General features: G+C 72.9%; 15 protein-coding genes. 6 read left to right on the forward strand and 9 right to left on the reverse strand.

Annotated elements, in window-relative coordinates:
• Positions 1-19: 19 nt before the first annotated feature.
• The 6 genes from ACZ45T_RS35595 to ACZ45T_RS35620 all read right to left on the reverse strand — a co-directional run bounded on the left by ACZ45T_RS35595 (position 20) and on the right by ACZ45T_RS35620 (position 6746).
• The gene (locus tag ACZ45T_RS35595; protein WP_468448285.1) at positions 20-1813 is read right to left on the reverse strand and encodes a serine/threonine-protein kinase; all 1794 of its coding nucleotides are present in this window, start codon (positions 1811-1813) and stop codon (positions 20-22) included.
• 172 nt (positions 1814-1985) lie between these two features.
• Complete coding sequence (locus ACZ45T_RS35600) at positions 1986-2651, reverse strand: HAD family hydrolase (RefSeq protein ID WP_468448286.1); 666 nt, start codon at positions 2649-2651, stop codon at positions 1986-1988.
• Positions 2648-3745 (reverse strand): ABC transporter ATP-binding protein, encoded by a 1098-nt coding sequence (locus ACZ45T_RS35605; RefSeq protein ID WP_468448287.1) that lies wholly within the window; start codon positions 3743-3745, stop codon positions 2648-2650. The genes ACZ45T_RS35600 and ACZ45T_RS35605 overlap by 4 nt, the downstream gene beginning before the upstream one ends.
• A 6-nt stretch (positions 3746-3751) precedes the next feature.
• Positions 3752-4708, reverse strand: coding sequence for an ABC transporter permease (locus ACZ45T_RS35610; RefSeq protein ID WP_468448288.1), 957 nt, complete (start codon positions 4706-4708; stop codon positions 3752-3754).
• A complete protein-coding gene (locus tag ACZ45T_RS35615) occupies positions 4696-5583 on the reverse strand; it encodes an ABC transporter permease (RefSeq protein ID WP_468448289.1) in 888 nt (295 codons plus the stop codon). Before ACZ45T_RS35615 ends, ACZ45T_RS35610 begins: the two co-directional genes overlap by 13 nt.
• Positions 5583-6746 (reverse strand): ABC transporter substrate-binding protein, encoded by a 1164-nt coding sequence (locus tag ACZ45T_RS35620; protein WP_468448290.1) that lies wholly within the window; start codon positions 6744-6746, stop codon positions 5583-5585. Before ACZ45T_RS35620 ends, ACZ45T_RS35615 begins: the two co-directional genes overlap by 1 nt.
• A gap of 229 nt (positions 6747-6975) precedes the next feature.
• Between ACZ45T_RS35620 and ACZ45T_RS35625 the strand changes: the two genes are divergently transcribed.
• Together ACZ45T_RS35625 and ACZ45T_RS35630 are read left to right on the forward strand one after the other, a co-directional pair.
• Complete coding sequence (locus ACZ45T_RS35625) at positions 6976-7722, forward strand: GntR family transcriptional regulator (protein WP_468448291.1); 747 nt, start codon at positions 6976-6978, stop codon at positions 7720-7722.
• A gap of 154 nt (positions 7723-7876) precedes the next feature.
• Positions 7877-8728 (forward strand): hypothetical protein, encoded by an 852-nt coding sequence (locus tag ACZ45T_RS35630; protein ID WP_468448292.1) that lies wholly within the window; start codon positions 7877-7879, stop codon positions 8726-8728.
• Here ACZ45T_RS35630 and ACZ45T_RS35635 read toward each other — a convergent pair.
• Together ACZ45T_RS35635 and ACZ45T_RS35640 are read right to left on the reverse strand one after the other, a co-directional pair.
• A complete protein-coding gene (locus tag ACZ45T_RS35635; RefSeq protein WP_468448293.1) occupies positions 8682-9431 on the reverse strand; it encodes a response regulator in 750 nt (249 codons plus the stop codon). The genes ACZ45T_RS35630 and ACZ45T_RS35635 overlap by 47 nt on opposite strands.
• Positions 9428-10282 (reverse strand): sensor histidine kinase, encoded by an 855-nt coding sequence (locus ACZ45T_RS35640; protein ID WP_468448294.1) that lies wholly within the window; start codon positions 10280-10282, stop codon positions 9428-9430. The genes ACZ45T_RS35635 and ACZ45T_RS35640 overlap by 4 nt, the downstream gene beginning before the upstream one ends.
• Before the next feature lie 146 nt (positions 10283-10428).
• Here ACZ45T_RS35640 and ACZ45T_RS35645 point away from each other — a divergent pair, with 146 nt between their 5' ends.
• Together ACZ45T_RS35645 and ACZ45T_RS35650 are read left to right on the forward strand one after the other, a co-directional pair.
• On the forward strand, positions 10429-11139 hold the full coding sequence (locus ACZ45T_RS35645) for an ABC transporter ATP-binding protein (protein ID WP_468448295.1): 711 nt from the start codon (positions 10429-10431) through the stop codon (positions 11137-11139).
• Complete coding sequence (locus ACZ45T_RS35650; protein ID WP_468448296.1) at positions 11136-13433, forward strand: ABC transporter permease; 2298 nt, start codon at positions 11136-11138, stop codon at positions 13431-13433. Before ACZ45T_RS35645 ends, ACZ45T_RS35650 begins: the two co-directional genes overlap by 4 nt.
• A gap of 15 nt (positions 13434-13448) precedes the next feature.
• On the opposite strand, the gene ACZ45T_RS35655 is transcribed toward ACZ45T_RS35650, so the two are convergent.
• Complete coding sequence (locus ACZ45T_RS35655) at positions 13449-13799, reverse strand: DoxX family protein (protein ID WP_468448297.1); 351 nt, start codon at positions 13797-13799, stop codon at positions 13449-13451.
• 103 nt (positions 13800-13902) lie between these two features.
• Between ACZ45T_RS35655 and ACZ45T_RS35660 the strand changes: the two genes are divergently transcribed.
• Together ACZ45T_RS35660 and ACZ45T_RS35665 are read left to right on the forward strand one after the other, a co-directional pair.
• Positions 13903-14799, forward strand: coding sequence for a LysR family transcriptional regulator (locus ACZ45T_RS35660; protein ID WP_468448298.1), 897 nt, complete (start codon positions 13903-13905; stop codon positions 14797-14799).
• Between the two features lie 66 nt (positions 14800-14865).
• Positions 14866-15084: a hypothetical protein gene (locus ACZ45T_RS35665; RefSeq protein WP_468448299.1), complete on the forward strand. Its 219-nt coding sequence runs from the start codon at positions 14866-14868 to the stop codon at positions 15082-15084.
• Positions 15085-15155 lie beyond the last annotated feature (71 nt).

Consider the following 15155-nt stretch of genomic DNA (forward strand, 5'->3'; position numbering starts at 1 on the left):
CCGCGATCCGGTTCCGCGCTCAGCTCCCCGAGCCGGAGCGGACGGCGTTGCGCCACACCGTCACGTCCAGCGTCATGTACTTGCTGGGCGAACCCTCGGGCGAGAACCCCTGTACGGTCACGAGGCCCATGTGCCCGGTGCCCGTGGTGACGCAGATCTGCCGGCCCTTCGAGATCTTGTTGAGGTAGATGTTCTTGGTGAACCGCGTCTCGGCGCGGCACGCGGCGAGCGACCCCTCCTGTCCGGGATCGAGCAGCACCAGATTGCCGTCCGAGGTCTCGGCGTCGAGGTATCCGCCGGTGTCGTAGGAGAGTTCGTACCCGCCGTCCTCGCCCTGCTGGGGCCGGACGTCCTCGTCCCCGAGGGTCAGGTGGTAGCCGGCCGTGAGGTTGATGCCCTTGTGGTCGGTGGGCTTCGGATCGGCGGCCTTGCCGCTCGGCTTGGCGGCGCTGTCCTTCTGGCCCCCGCCCTGGCCCCCGCCGCTCTGCTCGTTGTCCTGCGAGGAGCTGCCGCCCTGCGCCTGCCGGCCCTTGTCCTTGTCCTTGAGCAGGACGTACGCGGTGGCGCTCCCCGCGACGCCGAAGACCAGCACGGCCGCGAGGGCGACGAGCACGCCCCGCCTGCCCGACTTCCCCGGGGGCTGAGGTGCGGGGGGCGCGGGATGCACAGGGTGCGCGGGGTGCCCCGGGTACGCCTGCGGGCGCGCCGGGAACTGGGTCGGGGCGTAGGCGTGGGCGTGGGCCTGCGCGGATACGGGGGCGGGCGCGGGGGCGAAGGCGGCGGCCGGTGCGGGGTACTGGTTCGGCGGCGGCCCGTAGCCGGGGGGCGGGGTGGCCGGGGCCACCGGCGTCGTGGGCGAGTAGGCGGCCACCGTCGGTGCGGCCGACGGGGGCGGCGGGGTCTGGGCCGGGGCGGGGGCGGCCGCGCGCACCGTGATGTCGGCGGCGACCGGGGCCGGGAGCCAGTCCTCGGGGCGACGCAGCACGGTCTCCGCGTTCGCGGCCTGGCAGAGCGCGATGATCTCGGCGAGGGACGGCCTGGCCTCGGGGTCCTTGGCGAGGCAGCGCGTGACCAGTTCGCTCAGCCGCTGCGGGACTCCGCTGAGATCGGGCTCCTCGTGGACGATCCGGTAGAGCACGCCGTGCGAGGTCCCCTCGCCGAAGGCCGGGGTTCCCGTGGCGGCGTAGGTGGCGACCTGGCCGAGCGCGAAGACGTCGGTGGCCGGGGTGACCTTGCGTCCCGCGGCCTGCTCCGGGGCCATGAAGGAGGGGGTGCCGATGGTGACGCCGCTGCCGGTGAGCGAGGTGGCGTCGGCGGCGTGGGCGATGCCGAAGTCGATGACGCGGGGCCCGTCCGCGGCGAGCAGCACGTTGGACGGCTTGAGGTCGCGGTGCACGATGCCGGCACCGTGGATGACGTGCAGGGCCTCGGCCATGCCGGCGATCAGCAGCAGCACCGCGTCGACGGGCAGCGCCCCGTGCGCGACGACCGCGTCGGCGAGCGAGGGGCCGGGCAGGTACGCGGTCGCGAGCCAGGGCTGCGCGCCGTCGGTGTCCGCATCGATGACGGGAGCGGTGAACAGGCCCTGCACCCGCTGCGCGGACTGCACTTCCTGGGCGAACCGGCGGCGGAATTCGGCGTCTTCGCCGAACTCGGGGCGGATCACCTTGATGGCCACGGGCCGGCCGCCGGGGGTGTACGACAGGTACACCTTTCCCATGCCGCCGGCGCCCAGCTTGGCGGCGAGCCGGTATCCGGCGATGGTGGTCGGGTCGTCTCCCTCAAGTGGCTTGAAGACATGGGGGGGAAGCACCCCGGCCCGGCTGCTGACCACTCATCAACTCGTATCTCCCGCGCGCAGATCTTTCGTGTCGACCGGCACCTACCCAAAGAGCCGTCCCGGCCACGTCGGGGGCGGCCGCCCCGGGCAGGGTGCGGCGGTCAGGCTGCGGCGGTCAGGGCGTTGCGGTCAGGGCGTTGCGGGTTCAGGACTGCCGCGCGGGGACCACGCAGGCGCGCAGCAGCCCGGGAGTGACGTCCTCCAGGGACTGCGCGAAGGTCCGTAGCGGTGATGCCGGGACCGTGAGCAGCGAGGGGACCACCAGGACCCCGCACCCGGCGGCCTCCGCGGAGGCGGCGCCGTCCGGCGAGTCCTCGACGGCCACGCACGTCTGCGGTTCGAGGCCCAGCCGCCCCGCGGCCGCCCGGTAGGGGTCCGGGTGCGGCTTGGTCCGCGAGGTGTCGTCGGCGGACAGGGTGAAGGCGAAGGGCACATGGGCCAGCGAGCCGCCGACCACCGAGTCCACGACCACCCGCGGCGACGCGCTGACCAGGGCGAAGGGTATGCCCTGCGCCGCCAGCGCGGTCAGCAGCTGCTGGGCGCCGGGCCGCATCGGGGCGCCCGCCTCCACCCGGCGGAAGAAGTTCTCGGTGAGCTCGGCCGCGATCCCGGCCGGGTCTCCCCCGCCGGTGGCGCGCACGAGGTGGGCGGCGGTGTCCTCCACCGCGCGGCCGACCACCTCGGGGGCGTCGGCGTCGGTGAGCCGGTGGCCGAGGCCGTCCGCGACCTCCTCGGTGGCCCGCCACCACAGCACCTCGGTGTCGACGAGGGTGCCGTCCATGTCGAAGAGGACCGCGGCGAGGGCGCTCACACGGACCTGGCCACGACGAGTACGGGACGCTCGGCCAGTCCGACGCTGGCCCGCGCGCCCGGCGCCAGGTCTCCGGCGTCCCGCGAGGGCAGGTCCGCCTTGACCGGTACCCCGCCCGGCAGCTCCAGGTGGAGGCGGGTCACGGCGCCGAAGAAGGAGGCGGAGACCACGGTGGCCGTGCCGTCGGCGTCGGCGGTCGCCGTCACGTTCTCGGGGCGTACGAGGACCTCCACGTCCGGGGTCGACGGGACCGGGCCGTCCACGGGCAGGCGGGCTCCCGCCACTTCCACGAGGCCGGAGTCGGCGAGCCGCCCGGGCAGCCGGTTCATGGTGCCGACGAACTCGGCGACGAAGGGGGTCGCGGGGCGGTCGTAGAGCTCGGCCGGGGCGGCGCACTGCTCCAGCTTCCCCGCGTTCAGGACGGCGACGCGGTCGGCCATCGACAGTGCCTCCTCCTGGTCGTGGGTGACGAACACGGTGGTGATGCCGAGGGAGAGCTGCAGGCGCCGGATCTCCTCGCGGAGATTGGATCGTACCTTGGCATCGAGCGCGGAGAGCGGTTCGTCGAGCAGGAGCACGCGCGGGCGCAGTGCCAGGGCGCGGGCGAGCGCGACGCGCTGCTGCTGGCCGCCGGACATCTGGTGCGGGTAGCGGTCGCCGTGGTCGGGGAGGCCCACCAAGTCGAGGAGTTCGGCGGCCCGTTCGCGGCGCTGCGCCGCCCCGACCTTGCGTACGCGCAGCCCGAAGGCGACGTTGTCGCGGGCGCTGAGGTTCGGGAAGAGGCTGTACGACTGGAAGACCATGCCGGCGTCCCGGCGGTTGGCCGGGACGCGGGTGATGTCCTGTCCGTCGACGAGGACCTCGCCCGAGTCGGGCTGCTCGAATCCTGCGACGACGCGCAGGGCGGTGGTCTTGCCGCAGCCCGACGGGCCGAGCAGGGCGAGGAGTTCACCGGGTTCGACGGTCAGGTCGAGGCCGTCGAGGGCGACGGTGGATCCGAACGCCCTGCGCAGGCCGCGGAATTCGACGCGTGCGCCACCCGTCGACTCGGCGGGGTCGATGGGCTTCCTGGCCGCGGGGAGAGTGGTGGACATGGTGGGTCAGGACTCCTTGCGGGAGGTGGTGGCGGGCGCGGCCGCGGTCGTGGAGGGGGTGGTCCCGGCCCGCGAGAGGGCGATCAGCAGCAGCCAGGTGATCAGGAGGCTGAGGATGGAGACGGCCACCGACATGCGGGCCTGGGCTCCGGAGATCGAGACGATCCACACCGCGAACGGCTGGAAGCCGAGGAGGGAGGCGATCGTGAACTCGCCCAGTACCAGGGCCAGGGTGAGGAAGGCGGCGCCGGCGAGGGAGGCCCGCAGGTTCGGCAGCAGCACGCGCAGGACCACGTACGGCCAGCTCGCGCCGCAGCTGCGGGCGGCCTCGACCAGGGTCGGCACGTCGACGGCGCGCAGGCCCGCGTCGAGCGAGCGGTAGACGAAGGGGAGCGCCAGGACGGTGTAGGCGAGGACCAGGACGACGGGGAACTTCTCGTTCTGGACGGCGATGAAGGTCTGGTAGAGCGGGGTCCGCGACAGGTGTTCCGGGCCCCAGCGCAGCACGGTGGTGATTCCGGTGACCAGGGCGATCGGCGGCACCACCAGCGGCAGCATGCACATCACCTCGACGACCGGGCGCAGCCGCGGGGAGCCGATGCGTACGGCCACGAGCGCGGGCACCGCGAGCAGCAGCGACAGCACGATGGTCGCGGCGGCGAGGCCGAGGGAGAGCAGCAGGCTCTCGGTGAAGCCGTCGGCGGAGAGCAGCTCGGTGTACGCCTCGAAGGTGATGCCCTGGCCGGGCACGTGCACGGTGAAGACGAAGGAGGCGATGAGCGGGATGAGGAAGTAGGCCCCGGCCAGGGCGAGGACGGCTCCGCGCCAGACCGCGGGCCGGGGGCGGCGCGCGCGGGAGCGCGGCGGGGCCTCGGTGTCCGGGGTGCTCCCGGCGGCGTACGCGGTGGCCGCAGTGGTCGGGGCGGCCGGGGTGGTCGGGGTGGTCGGGGTCATCGCAGCCATCGGGCGCTCCGTCGCTGGAGGGGCAGGTAGACCGCCATGACCAGGCCGGCGATCAGGATCATGTCGAGGCCGAGGGCGAGCGCCACGTTCTCCTGGCCGGTGAGCACGTTCCCGGACAGCGCGTCCGCGATCTTGAGCGTGACCAGGGGTACGGAACCGCCGACGAGGGCCGCGGCCGTCGCGTGGGCGGCGAAGGCGGTGCCGAAGAGCAGCACGAACCCGCCGAGCAGCGAGGGCGCGAGCACCGGCAGGCCGACATGGCGCCAGAACTGCCATGCGGTGGCCCCGCTGCTCTGCGCGGCCTCGCGCCATTGCGGGCGCAGCCCGTCCAGCGCCGGGGCGATCACCAGGACCATCAGCGGGATCAGGAAGTACAGGTAGACCACGGTGAGGCCGGTGAAGGAGTACAGGTTCCAGCCGAGGCTGCCGAGATCGGCGAGCTGGGTGACGACTCCGGAGATCCCGACGGTGGCGATGAACGCGAACGCGAGCGGCACGCCGCCGAAGTTGGCGAGCACCCCGGAGGCGGTCAGTGCCGCGCTGCGCAGGGCCTTGGAGCGGGAGGTGACCACGGCCTGGGCGATCAGGACGCCCAGCACTCCACCGACGAGTGCGGTGAGGGCGGAGAGCTGGACGCTGCCGACGAGCGAGCCGAGGTACGGGCCCTGGAGCGAGCGTGCGAGGTGTTCACCGGTCAGCCGGGTGGCGCCGCCGGCCGGGTCGGTGCGGGTGACCGCGCCGAAGGCCATGGCGCCGAGCGGGATGCCGAAGCAGAGCCCGGTGAAGGCGAGGAGGGGCAGGGCCGCGAGCCAGGTGCGCGGCCCGCGCCGCCGACGGCGGGTGCCGTCGGCGGTGCGGGAGTCGGAGGTGAGCATCAGGAGAGGGCCTTGTCCCACTTCTCGGCGAGGGTGGCCTTGGCCCGGTCGAGCTCCGCGGCCACGGGGAAGGTCGGGGTGCCCTGGACCTGCGGGAGCTTGGTGACGGCGTCCTTGTCGGCGGTGCCGTCCTCGGTCATGACGGGCAGCAGCACCGGGCGGGCGTGTCCCTTGAGCCAGAGGTTCTGGCCCTCGGCGCTGTAGAGGAACTCCATCCACAGGCGGGCGGCCGCCGGGTTCGGGGCCTCCTTGTTGATGGCCTGCGAGTAGAACTGTGCGAAGACGCCGTCGGTGGGGACGGTGACCTTCCAGTCGACGCCCTTGCCCTTGAACTGCTCGGCGTAGCCGGCGTTCAGGTAGTCCCAGTCGATGGAGATGGGCGTCTCGCCCTTCTCCACGGTGGCCGGGGTGGACTCGACCGGGATGAAGTTCCCGCTCTTCTTCAGCTGCCCGAAGAAGTCGATGCCCGGCTGGATGTCCGCGAAGGAGCCCTTGTTGGCGAGCGAGGCCGCGTAGACGCCGCCGAAGGCCGAACCGGACTTGGTGGGGTTGCCGTTGAGGGCGACCTTGCCCTTGTACTCCGGCTTGAGGAGGTCCGCGAAGGTCTTGGGGCAGGTGGGGATGCGGGCCGCGTCGCAGCCGATGGAGACGTAGCCGCCGTAGTCGTTGTACCAGCGGGCGTCGGCGTCCTTCTGGGAGACGGGGATCTTGTCCCACGCGGTGACCTTGTACGGGGCGAAGAGGTTCTCGGCGGCGCCGCTGCGGGCGAAGGCGATGCCGAGGTCCAGTACGTCCGGGGCGCGCTTCTGGCCCTTGCGGGACTTGACGGCGGCGATCTCGTCGGAGCTGGAGGCGTCCGGGTTCTCGCTGTTGACCTTGATCTTGTACTTGGCCTCGAAGGCCTTGATGATCTCGCCGTAGTTCGCCCAGTCCGGCGGGAGCGCGATCACATTGAGCTCGCCCTCCTTCTGCGCGGCGGCGGTGAGGGCCTCCATGGAACCGAAGTCGGCGACCGAGGTCGCGGCGCCCGGCTGTACGCCGTTCTTGGCGCCGTCGGCGCCGGCGGACGGCTGGTCGGGTGCGGCACCACACGCGCTGAGCGTGGTGAGGACGGCGGCGCTGAGCAGAGCGGCCGCACCGCGACGGGCGGAGGATCTGAGCACGGTCTCTCCCGGAGACTGAGGGCAAAGGGGGGAGTTCACTTGTCTGAACAAGTTGGCTCCAGTTCGCCCGGGCTCGCTGTACGGACGGTGAACGGCGCCTGTCCCCGGGGGCACGGCTCGACGAAGACGTGAGAATGACCGGAATACGTCGTGACAGGGCATGTTGAAATGATCATGAGTGCTTACACCAACGGATGATCCGTACGCACCGATCAGGGGGGCGAAGGGCATGGGCACGGTCCGATATCTGGAGATCGCCGAAGGGCTGCGCCGGGCGATCCTCTCGGGTGAACTGCCGGTGGGGGCGCAGCTGCCCTCGGAGAGCGATCTGGCCGCGCGTTGGTCCGCGTCGCGCGGCACCGTCCGCCAGGCGGTGGCCACGCTCGCCGCCGAGGGGCTGATCGGTTCCCGGCAGGGCGCGCGAAGGATCGTTCTGCGCCACGAGCGCCGGCACAGCTTCGGCGAGCTGAACAGCTTCGCCCAGTGGGCCGAGGGGGTCGGGCACTCGGCCGCCAGCCGCTTCCTCTCCCGCACGCGCAGGCCCGCGACCGCCGAGGAGGCGGAGCGGCTCGCACTGGCGCCGGGCGCGGAAGTCCTCGCGGTGCTGCGGCTGCGCCTGCTCGACGGTGAGCCCACCATGATCGAGCGGACCGCCTATCCCGACTGGGTCGCGGCGGCCGTGGAGGCGATGCCGGAGGACTGCCGCTCCATCATGGACCTCCTGGCGCAGGACTCCGGGGTCGTGGCCCAGTACGGCGAGCACCTCATCGACGCCCTCCCGGCCGGCAGCGAGGACGCCCGGCTGCTGGAGATCCGGCGCGGCAGCCCGCTCCTGCGCCAGCGGCACGTGTCGGCGACCGCGACGGGCCGCCCGATCGAATGGTCCGACGACCGCTACCGGGCCGGCAGCGTGACCTTCAGTGTGAGCAACTCGGCGGTAGCAACACCCCTGGAACGACGCACCGGTGACCGCTGATCACGACCCGGTCGCTTCGCCGATCGCGCCCGGCGGCCTCCCCGCGTCCGGCCGTGCGGAGCTGGTGCCCTGAGCGCCCACTGGATGTCGGATAGCCTGGCCCGGCTTTCGGCACACCACGGACCACAGACCACACACGGGGATCGATACACACATGTCTGCCGCCATATTCCGGCGTTCGGCGTGGGCGGCCGCGGCCGTCCTCGCGCTCGGCCCGCTGTCCGCCTGTGCCGACAGCAACACCTGCCAGATGCCCGAGGGCGTCAAGATCTGCCTGTCGTCGAACGAGGTCAAGGACCTGGAGACCGTCCGCGCCGCCGGCAAGGCCCTGCTGGAGGGCCCCGGTGTGGCCTCCGACGTGCTGTTCACCCCGCCGAAGAGCGACACCGGGGGCTCGCCGAGCCCGATCCCCGGGACCGGGCGGTACCGGGGTGAGGCCGCGGACGCGACCGTGGGCGGGTCCTACGAGATGGCGTTCACCCTGGACGGGCACACCGACACGGCCCGGTACGCCGGCGGGGCGACGTACGTCCAGTACTGGAAGGCGAGCGACCCGGCGGGCAAGCCCTACTGGGTGGGCCTCTCGGAAGCGCAGCTCGCGAAGACGGGCGACGAGCTCGGGGCCGTCGCGTGGCGGGCCCGGGCCGCCAATCCGCTGATGACCGCGCGGCTGCTGGCCGACTTCGTCCCGGGCGGCAGCGGCGCCATCAAGCGCTCCGGCGGCGACGGGCGCGAACTGCACCTCCGGATGGACGGCATGAGCCTGCCCCCGGCGAGCGTGGCCATGCTGACCTCGGCCTTCCCCGACTTCACCACGGAGAGCGTCGAGGTCGATCTGCGCCTGGACGCGGAGAAGCGCATCACCTGGTTCGAGGTGACGATGAACATCCGCTACTTCGGCTCCAGGGACGCGCGGGTCCGCGCCATGCACACCTTCAAGCCCGCCGAGGGCGGCCAGGTCACCCTCCAGGCTCCGGACGACGTGCTGAACGGGAAGAAGAAATGACCGCGCCCGGGGTCACCAGGCCCGTCTCGTAGGCGAGGACCACGGCCTGGGCCCGGTCGCGGAGCGACAACTTCGCGAAGATGCGGGCCACATGGGTCTTCACGGTGGCCTCGCTGAGCGTCAGCACCTGCGCCAGTTCGGCGTTGGAGCGGCCGTGGCCCATCAGGGTCAGCACCTCGCGTTCGCGCGGGGTCAGCGCGGCCAGCTCCCGGTGGGCGGTCGCCGTCGTGGCGCGGTCCGGCCCGGCCGCGGCCGGGGCGCAGCGTTCCACCAGGCGGCGGGTGATCGAGGGGGAGAGCAGCGCGTCGCCGGTGCTGACCAAGCGGACCGCGGCGGCGAGGTGTTCGGGGGTGACGTCCTTGAGCAGGAAGCCGCTGGCCCCGGCGGCGAGGGCGGCGTACACGTACTGGTCGAGGTCGAAGGTGGTCAGCATGATCACCCGGCAGTCGGGGACTTCGGCGAGGATCCGCCGGGCGGCTTCGAGGCCGTCCATGTTCGGCATGCGGATGTCGAGCAGGACGACGTCCGGGCACAGCCGGCGCACCGCCGCGACGGCCTCCGCCCCGTCGGCGGCCACGCCGACCACGTCGATCCCGCGGGCCGTCAGGATCAGCCGGAAGCCGGTGCGGACGAGGTCCTGGTCGTCGGCGATCACCACGCGGGGCGCGGCGACCGGGGGCTCTGCCGCCGGGGGCGTGGTCACGGCCGGTCCAGGGGGAGGCGGGCTCGCACCCGGTAGCCGCCGCCGAGGCGCCGGCGGGCGTCGAGGTCCCCGCCGTAGACGGCGACGCGCTCGCGCAGCCCGAGCAGGCCGCGGCCGGTGCCCTCCGCCTTCGGCGCGGGCCGCTCCGGCCGCCGCTCCCCCGGCGAACCCAGCACGCTCGGACCGCCGTTGAGCACCTCCACCCGCAACGCGTGTTCCGCGTACCGCACCGTCACCTGGGTCCTGCCTCCGTCTCCGTGTTTGAGCGCGTTGGTCAGCGCCTCCTGGATGATCCGGTACGCCGTGACGTCGATCCCGGCCGGGAGCGGACGGGGGTCTCCGGATATCCGTACCTCCACCGGCAGCCCGGCGAAGGCGAACTTGTCGATCAGCGGGCTCAGTCTGGCGAGGGTCGGCTGCGGTGACAGCCGCGCGGCCGGCGTCGCGGCGCCCTCACCGGCGTACGGCTCGTCCGCGCCGTCCTGGGCGGGCGCGAGCAGGCCCAGCAGGTGCCGCAGTTCGGTCATCGTGGTCCGCCCGGCCTTCTCCACGGCGCCCATCGCCGCCTCGGCCTCCTGCGGCAGGGTGGCGAGCACCTCGCGGGCGGCTCCGGCCTGGACCACCATCAGGCTCACGTTGTGGCTGACGATGTCGTGGAGCTCGGCCGCGATCCTGGCCCGTTCGGCGTCCACGGCGGTGCGTGCCGCGCTCTCCCGCTCCCGTTCGAGCAGCCAGCCGCGCTCCTCGATCGCCGTCCGGTGCCCTCGCCGGGCGCGCAGCAGCGCCACGCCCAGGCCGCCGGCCAGGGCCGCGCACGCGCAGGCCGCGACCACGGCGATGATCAACCCCACCCTCGACTCCCCACCCCGTACGACCTGGTGTCATTCTGCCGGACGGGCCGCGTACATGCCCCTCGTACATCCCCAGGATGACCTGCCCGCCCGGTTACATCCGGGGGCTGACGCCCCGTCCGCGGGCGCCGCCATAGGTTCGGGCCATGACAATCGATCACGACAGCGACCGGCAGGTCGTCGTACGGCTGGACGGCGTGCACAAGGAGTACGGCGACGCGCGGGCCCTGGACGGCCTGTCGCTGGAGATCCGGGCCGGGGACGCGGTGGCCGTGATGGGCCCCTCCGGCTGCGGCAAGTCCACCCTGCTCAACATGGTGGCCGGCCTGGACCGGCCGACCTCGGGCACCGTCGAGGTGCGGGGCCAGGACCTGGGGAAGCTCAACGAGACCGGGCTGGCGCTGTTCCGGCGCCGCAACATCGGCATGATCTTCCAGTTCTTCAACCTCATCGACGACCTGCCGGCCCTGGACAACGTGGCCCTGGCCGCCCAGCTGACCGGCACGTCGGCCCGGCAGGCGCGCCGCCGGGCCCTGGAGCTCCTGGACGAACTCGGCGTCGCCGACCGCCGGAACAACTATCCGGCCACACTGAGCGGCGGCGAACGCCAACGGGTCGCCGTGGCACGGGCATTGATGAACCGTCCGGCGCTGCTGCTGGCGGACGAGCCGACCGGCGCCCTCGACAGCCGCTCCGGCGAGCAGGTGATGGACCTGCTCATCGACCTCAACCAGATCGGCCAGACCCTGCTGATCGTCACGCACGACCCGCAGCTGGCCACGCGGTGCGCCAGCCGCCTGGTCGAAGTCGCCGACGGCCGGGTCGCCCGCGAGAGCGCGCTGGAGGCGAGCGCATGAGCGCCGTGTGGCGGGCCTCGCGCGCGGCCGTCAAGCGCCGCCGGGTCCAGACCTTCGTCATCGGGCTCGTGGTGCTCTGCTCCACCACGACCGTCCTGCTCGCCCTGGCCCTGCTCGCCGCCGCCTCGGGCCCCTTCGACACGGCGTACGCCGCCCAGCGCGGCGCGCACACCGTGGCGGCCTTCGACACCACGAAGGTCTCGCCGGAGCAACTGGCGCAGACCGCCCGGCGGCCGGGTGTGGAGGCCGCCGCGGGGCCGTTCGGACAGGCCGTCGTGGAGGTGCCCGACGGCTGGCTCGGGAACCCGGCCGGCGCACTCATCGTGGTGGGCCGGGCCGACCCGGGGGGCCCGGTGGACCGCATCGAGCTCCTGCACGGGCGTTGGGCCACGGCTCCCGGTGAGATCGTCGTCAACTGGTCCTACAACGGCTCGCCCTACCCGGAGCTGCTGGGCACGAAACTGGCGTCCGCGGGCACACCGGAGCTGACCGTCGTCGGTTTCGCCGCCAGCATGAGCCAGTCCGCCGGCGCCTGGGTCTCACCCGAGCAGATGGCCGCACTCCATCCGTCCAGCGCCCAGATGCTCTACCGGTACACGGACCCGTCCACGAACGCGCGGCTGAGCTCGGCACTGGCAGCGGCCACGGCGGAGCTCCCCGAGGGATCGCTGACCAGCGCGCAGACGTACCTCACCCTGAAGCAGGCCTTCTCGGCACTGGCCGACGCCTATCTCCCGTTCATGACGCTCTTCGGCGTCCTCGGCCTCCTGGTGTCCGTCCTGATCGTCGGGAACGTGGTCAGTGGGGCGGTCGTCTCCGGGTACCGGCACATCGGCGTGCTCAAGTCCCTGGGCTTCACGCCGAACCAGGTGGTCGCGGTCTACCTGACGATGATGTCCGTACCCGCCGTCGTCGGATCCGTCCTCGGCGCCCTGCTCGGCAATGCGCTGGCCGGGCCCATCCTGAAGATCGCCTTCTCCGGCATCGAGACGGGCCGGGCCTCCATCGGTGTCGACCCGTGGGTGCCCGCCGTCTGCCTGCTGGGGATGCCCGCCCTCGTCCTGCTCGCGGCGCTGGTCCCCGCGCTGCGGGTGCACCGGATGTCGGCGGCCCGGGCGATCAGCGCGGGCGGCGCCCCCCGGACGGGGCGCGGGCTGCGCGTCCAGCGCGTGCTCGGCTCCACCCGGCTGCCGCGCCCGGTCAGCCTGGGCCTGGGCCAGCCCTTCGCCCGCCCCGGCCGCGCCCTGCTGACCATGGCGGCCATCGTCCTCGGGGTGACCACGGTGACCCTGTCGACCGGGCTGACCAGCACGATGCTCGCGCTCGGCAATGCCGGCCGCGGTGACGGGGGCCCCGGGGTCAGCGTGGAGGCGGGCAACCGCCGGCCCGATCCCCTGCTCGGCGACGCGCAGATCGAGGAACGGCTGCGCTCCCTGCCCGACGTGAGGAGCGTACGGGCCCGTGGGCTGGCCCAGGTCAGCCTGACGGGGCAGACCCAGCCCGCCTTCGCCGACTTCTACCGGGGGGACAGCTCCGCTTACGCCTTCACGGTCGCCAAGGGCCGGCTGCCGGACGGGGCCGGGGAGATCGCGGCCGGGCCCGCGTTCCTGACCGAGCGCGGCCTGAAGATCGGCGACCGGGTCACCCTGCAACTGAACGGCGTACAGGTCCCCTCGACCATCGTGGGTCAACTCGTCACCGGCGACGCCCGTGCCCTGGAGGCCGACTGGCAGACCTACGAGCGGCTCACGCCGGACGCCCGCGCCATCGAGTACGCGGTACGGCTGGCTCCCGGCGCCGACGCAGAGGCCTACGCCGCGGCGGTCGAGGCGGCCGACCCCGGTCTGAGCGCGTCGGTGGGGACCTCCGGGAACGCCGCCACCACCACGGTCGTCGGCTTCTCGACGGTCTTCACGGTCCTGCTGACGGTCGTCGCCTCGCTCGGGGTCTTCAACACCGTGCTCCTGAACACCCGGGAGCGCCGCCGGGACCTCGGCATGCTCAAGTCCATCGGGATGACGCCCCGGCAGGTGGTGGCCATGACGGTGACCTCGGTCGCCGGACTGGGCGCGGTCGGCGGTCTGCTGGGCATTCCGCTCGGGGTCGCGGCGCACCGGCTGGTCGTCGACAACGTCGGGGTGGTCGACTTCCCCGAGTCGATGAAGGACGTCTGGCACGCGCCGCAACTGGCCGCGATGCTGCTGGCGGGTGTGGCGATCGCCGTCCTCGGCGCCCTGGTCCCGGCCCGGTCTGCGGCCCGGATGACGATCGCGGCGGCCCTGCACACCGAATAGGGCTGGCGTCGTGGTTCAGCGCACGACGGCGAGGACGAGAGTCGCGAGGGCCAGCCCGAGGAAGGCACCGGGAGCGGCGATGTTGTGGAGGACCCGGGCCCGGACGTGGGCGGCGACGGCGCCGACCATGAACAGCACGAGCCCGGTCCCCGCGGCGACGCCGATGTACGGGACGCCCAGCAGCCCGAGCAGGAGACCCACGGCTCCGGCGCCCTTCAGCGCGCCGAGCACGGGGAGCCAGGAGTGCGGGACGCCCACCTCGGTCGCGTTGGCGCGGACGAACTCTGTTCTCGCGAAGTTGGTGGCGGCCTCCCACGCGTTGGCCGCGATCGCGACGACGGTGACGCACAGGTACGCGACGAACATGCGAGGCTCCGTTCAGCACACCGGGCCGACCTCCGGCCCGCTGCGAAAACCCTCGCCCGGCCGCCGTCTTGGCGTCCAATACCTGCATCGATAACCTGTCGGCATGGATGTCGACACCCGGCTGCTGCGCTCCTTCGCCGCAGTGGCGCAGGAGGGCAACCTCACCCGCGCCGCCGAGCGGCTGTTCGTGTCCCAGCCGGCGCTCACCAAGCAGATCAAGCAGCTGGAGACCCTCCTCGGTGTGCCGCTGTTCACCCGGTCCCGCGCCGGCATGGCACTGACGGACCCGGGCCGGGCCCTCGCGGAACGGGTCCCCGCCCTGCTGTCCGACTGGGATCAGGTCCTGCGGGACACGAGGAGCGCGGCCCGGCGGGCGGACCGCGTGCTGCGGATCGGTTTCCTGGCGAGCGCCGCCAACGAGAACACCCCGGGCATCGTCGCCGAGTTCGGCCGCCGTCGGCCGGGCTGGCGGGTCGACATGCGGCAGGCCTCGTGGTCCGACCCGACGGCCGGCCTGGCCGACGCGGACGTCGACGTGGCCCTGCTGCGGCTGCCCTTCCCCGGCCAGGACGCCCTGCGCGTGGAGGTGCTGTTCACCGAGCCCCGCTGGGTCGCCCTCCCCGCCGCCCACCCGCTCGCCGCCCGCGAGTCGATCCCCTTCCGGGAGCTGTGGGACGAGCCGTTCGTGGCGGCCCCGCCCGAGACCGGCGCGTGGCGGGACTACTGGCTGGCCGCCGACGAACGCGAAGGCCACCCGGTCCGCGTCGGGGCCGTCACCGACCAGCCCGACGAGTGGCTCAGCGCGATCGCCAACGGGTACGGCGTCGCCCTCACCCCCGCGTCCTCCGCCCGCTTCTATGCCCGCCCCGGCGTCACCTACCGTCCCGTCGGCGGCCTGAGCCCCAGCCGGGTCGCCGTCGCGTGGGCCCCCTCGAACGACACCGACCCGGTGGTCCAGGACTTCGTACGGAGCTGCCTGGACACCGGCCCCCACCGCTGAGGCCACTCGAGAAGATCGGCGCCACCATCCCGCCCTTCCACGGCTCGGGGTACTGGACCGAGCGCGGTGAGGACGTGCGTACCGCGGTCAACGCGTGGATCAGTACCGGCGGCGCGTACGACGGCGTCGTGGACTTCGACCGGGTGCCGGCCGCGCCCGCCGACCCCGGAGCACTCCAAGGAGGTCAAGGTCAAGGAGGAGTACGCCTACCAGCCCGACCACCTCCACATGAACGACGCCGGGTACAAGGCGATGGCCGACGCCGTCGATCTGAATGCCCTCTGACCGCCGGCCTCTGACCGCTGACCTCTGACTTCTGATCTCTCGCCCCAACTGATTCCGTCACTTCCCCGGGC

It is taken from the genome of Streptomyces sp. NPDC030995, assembly GCF_055571215.1.

Coding starts and splice junctions, on each gene's coding strand:
- ACZ45T_RS35605 (WP_468448287.1), bottom strand. CDS start 3,745: ATGTCCACCACTCTCCCCGCGGCCAGGAAGCCCATCGACCCCGCCGAG.
- ACZ45T_RS35610 (WP_468448288.1), bottom strand. CDS start 4,708: ATGGCTGCGATGACCCCGACCACCCCGACCACCCCGGCCGCCCCGACC.
- ACZ45T_RS35615 (WP_468448289.1), bottom strand. CDS start 5,583: ATGCTCACCTCCGACTCCCGCACCGCCGACGGCACCCGCCGTCGGCGG.
- ACZ45T_RS35625 (WP_468448291.1), top strand. CDS start 6,976: ATGGGCACGGTCCGATATCTGGAGATCGCCGAAGGGCTGCGCCGGGCG.
- ACZ45T_RS35630 (WP_468448292.1), top strand. CDS start 7,877: ATGTCTGCCGCCATATTCCGGCGTTCGGCGTGGGCGGCCGCGGCCGTC.
- ACZ45T_RS35645 (WP_468448295.1), top strand. CDS start 10,429: ATGACAATCGATCACGACAGCGACCGGCAGGTCGTCGTACGGCTGGAC.
- ACZ45T_RS35650 (WP_468448296.1), top strand. CDS start 11,136: ATGAGCGCCGTGTGGCGGGCCTCGCGCGCGGCCGTCAAGCGCCGCCGG.
- ACZ45T_RS35655 (WP_468448297.1), bottom strand. CDS start 13,799: ATGTTCGTCGCGTACCTGTGCGTCACCGTCGTCGCGATCGCGGCCAAC.
- ACZ45T_RS35660 (WP_468448298.1), top strand. CDS start 13,903: ATGGATGTCGACACCCGGCTGCTGCGCTCCTTCGCCGCAGTGGCGCAG.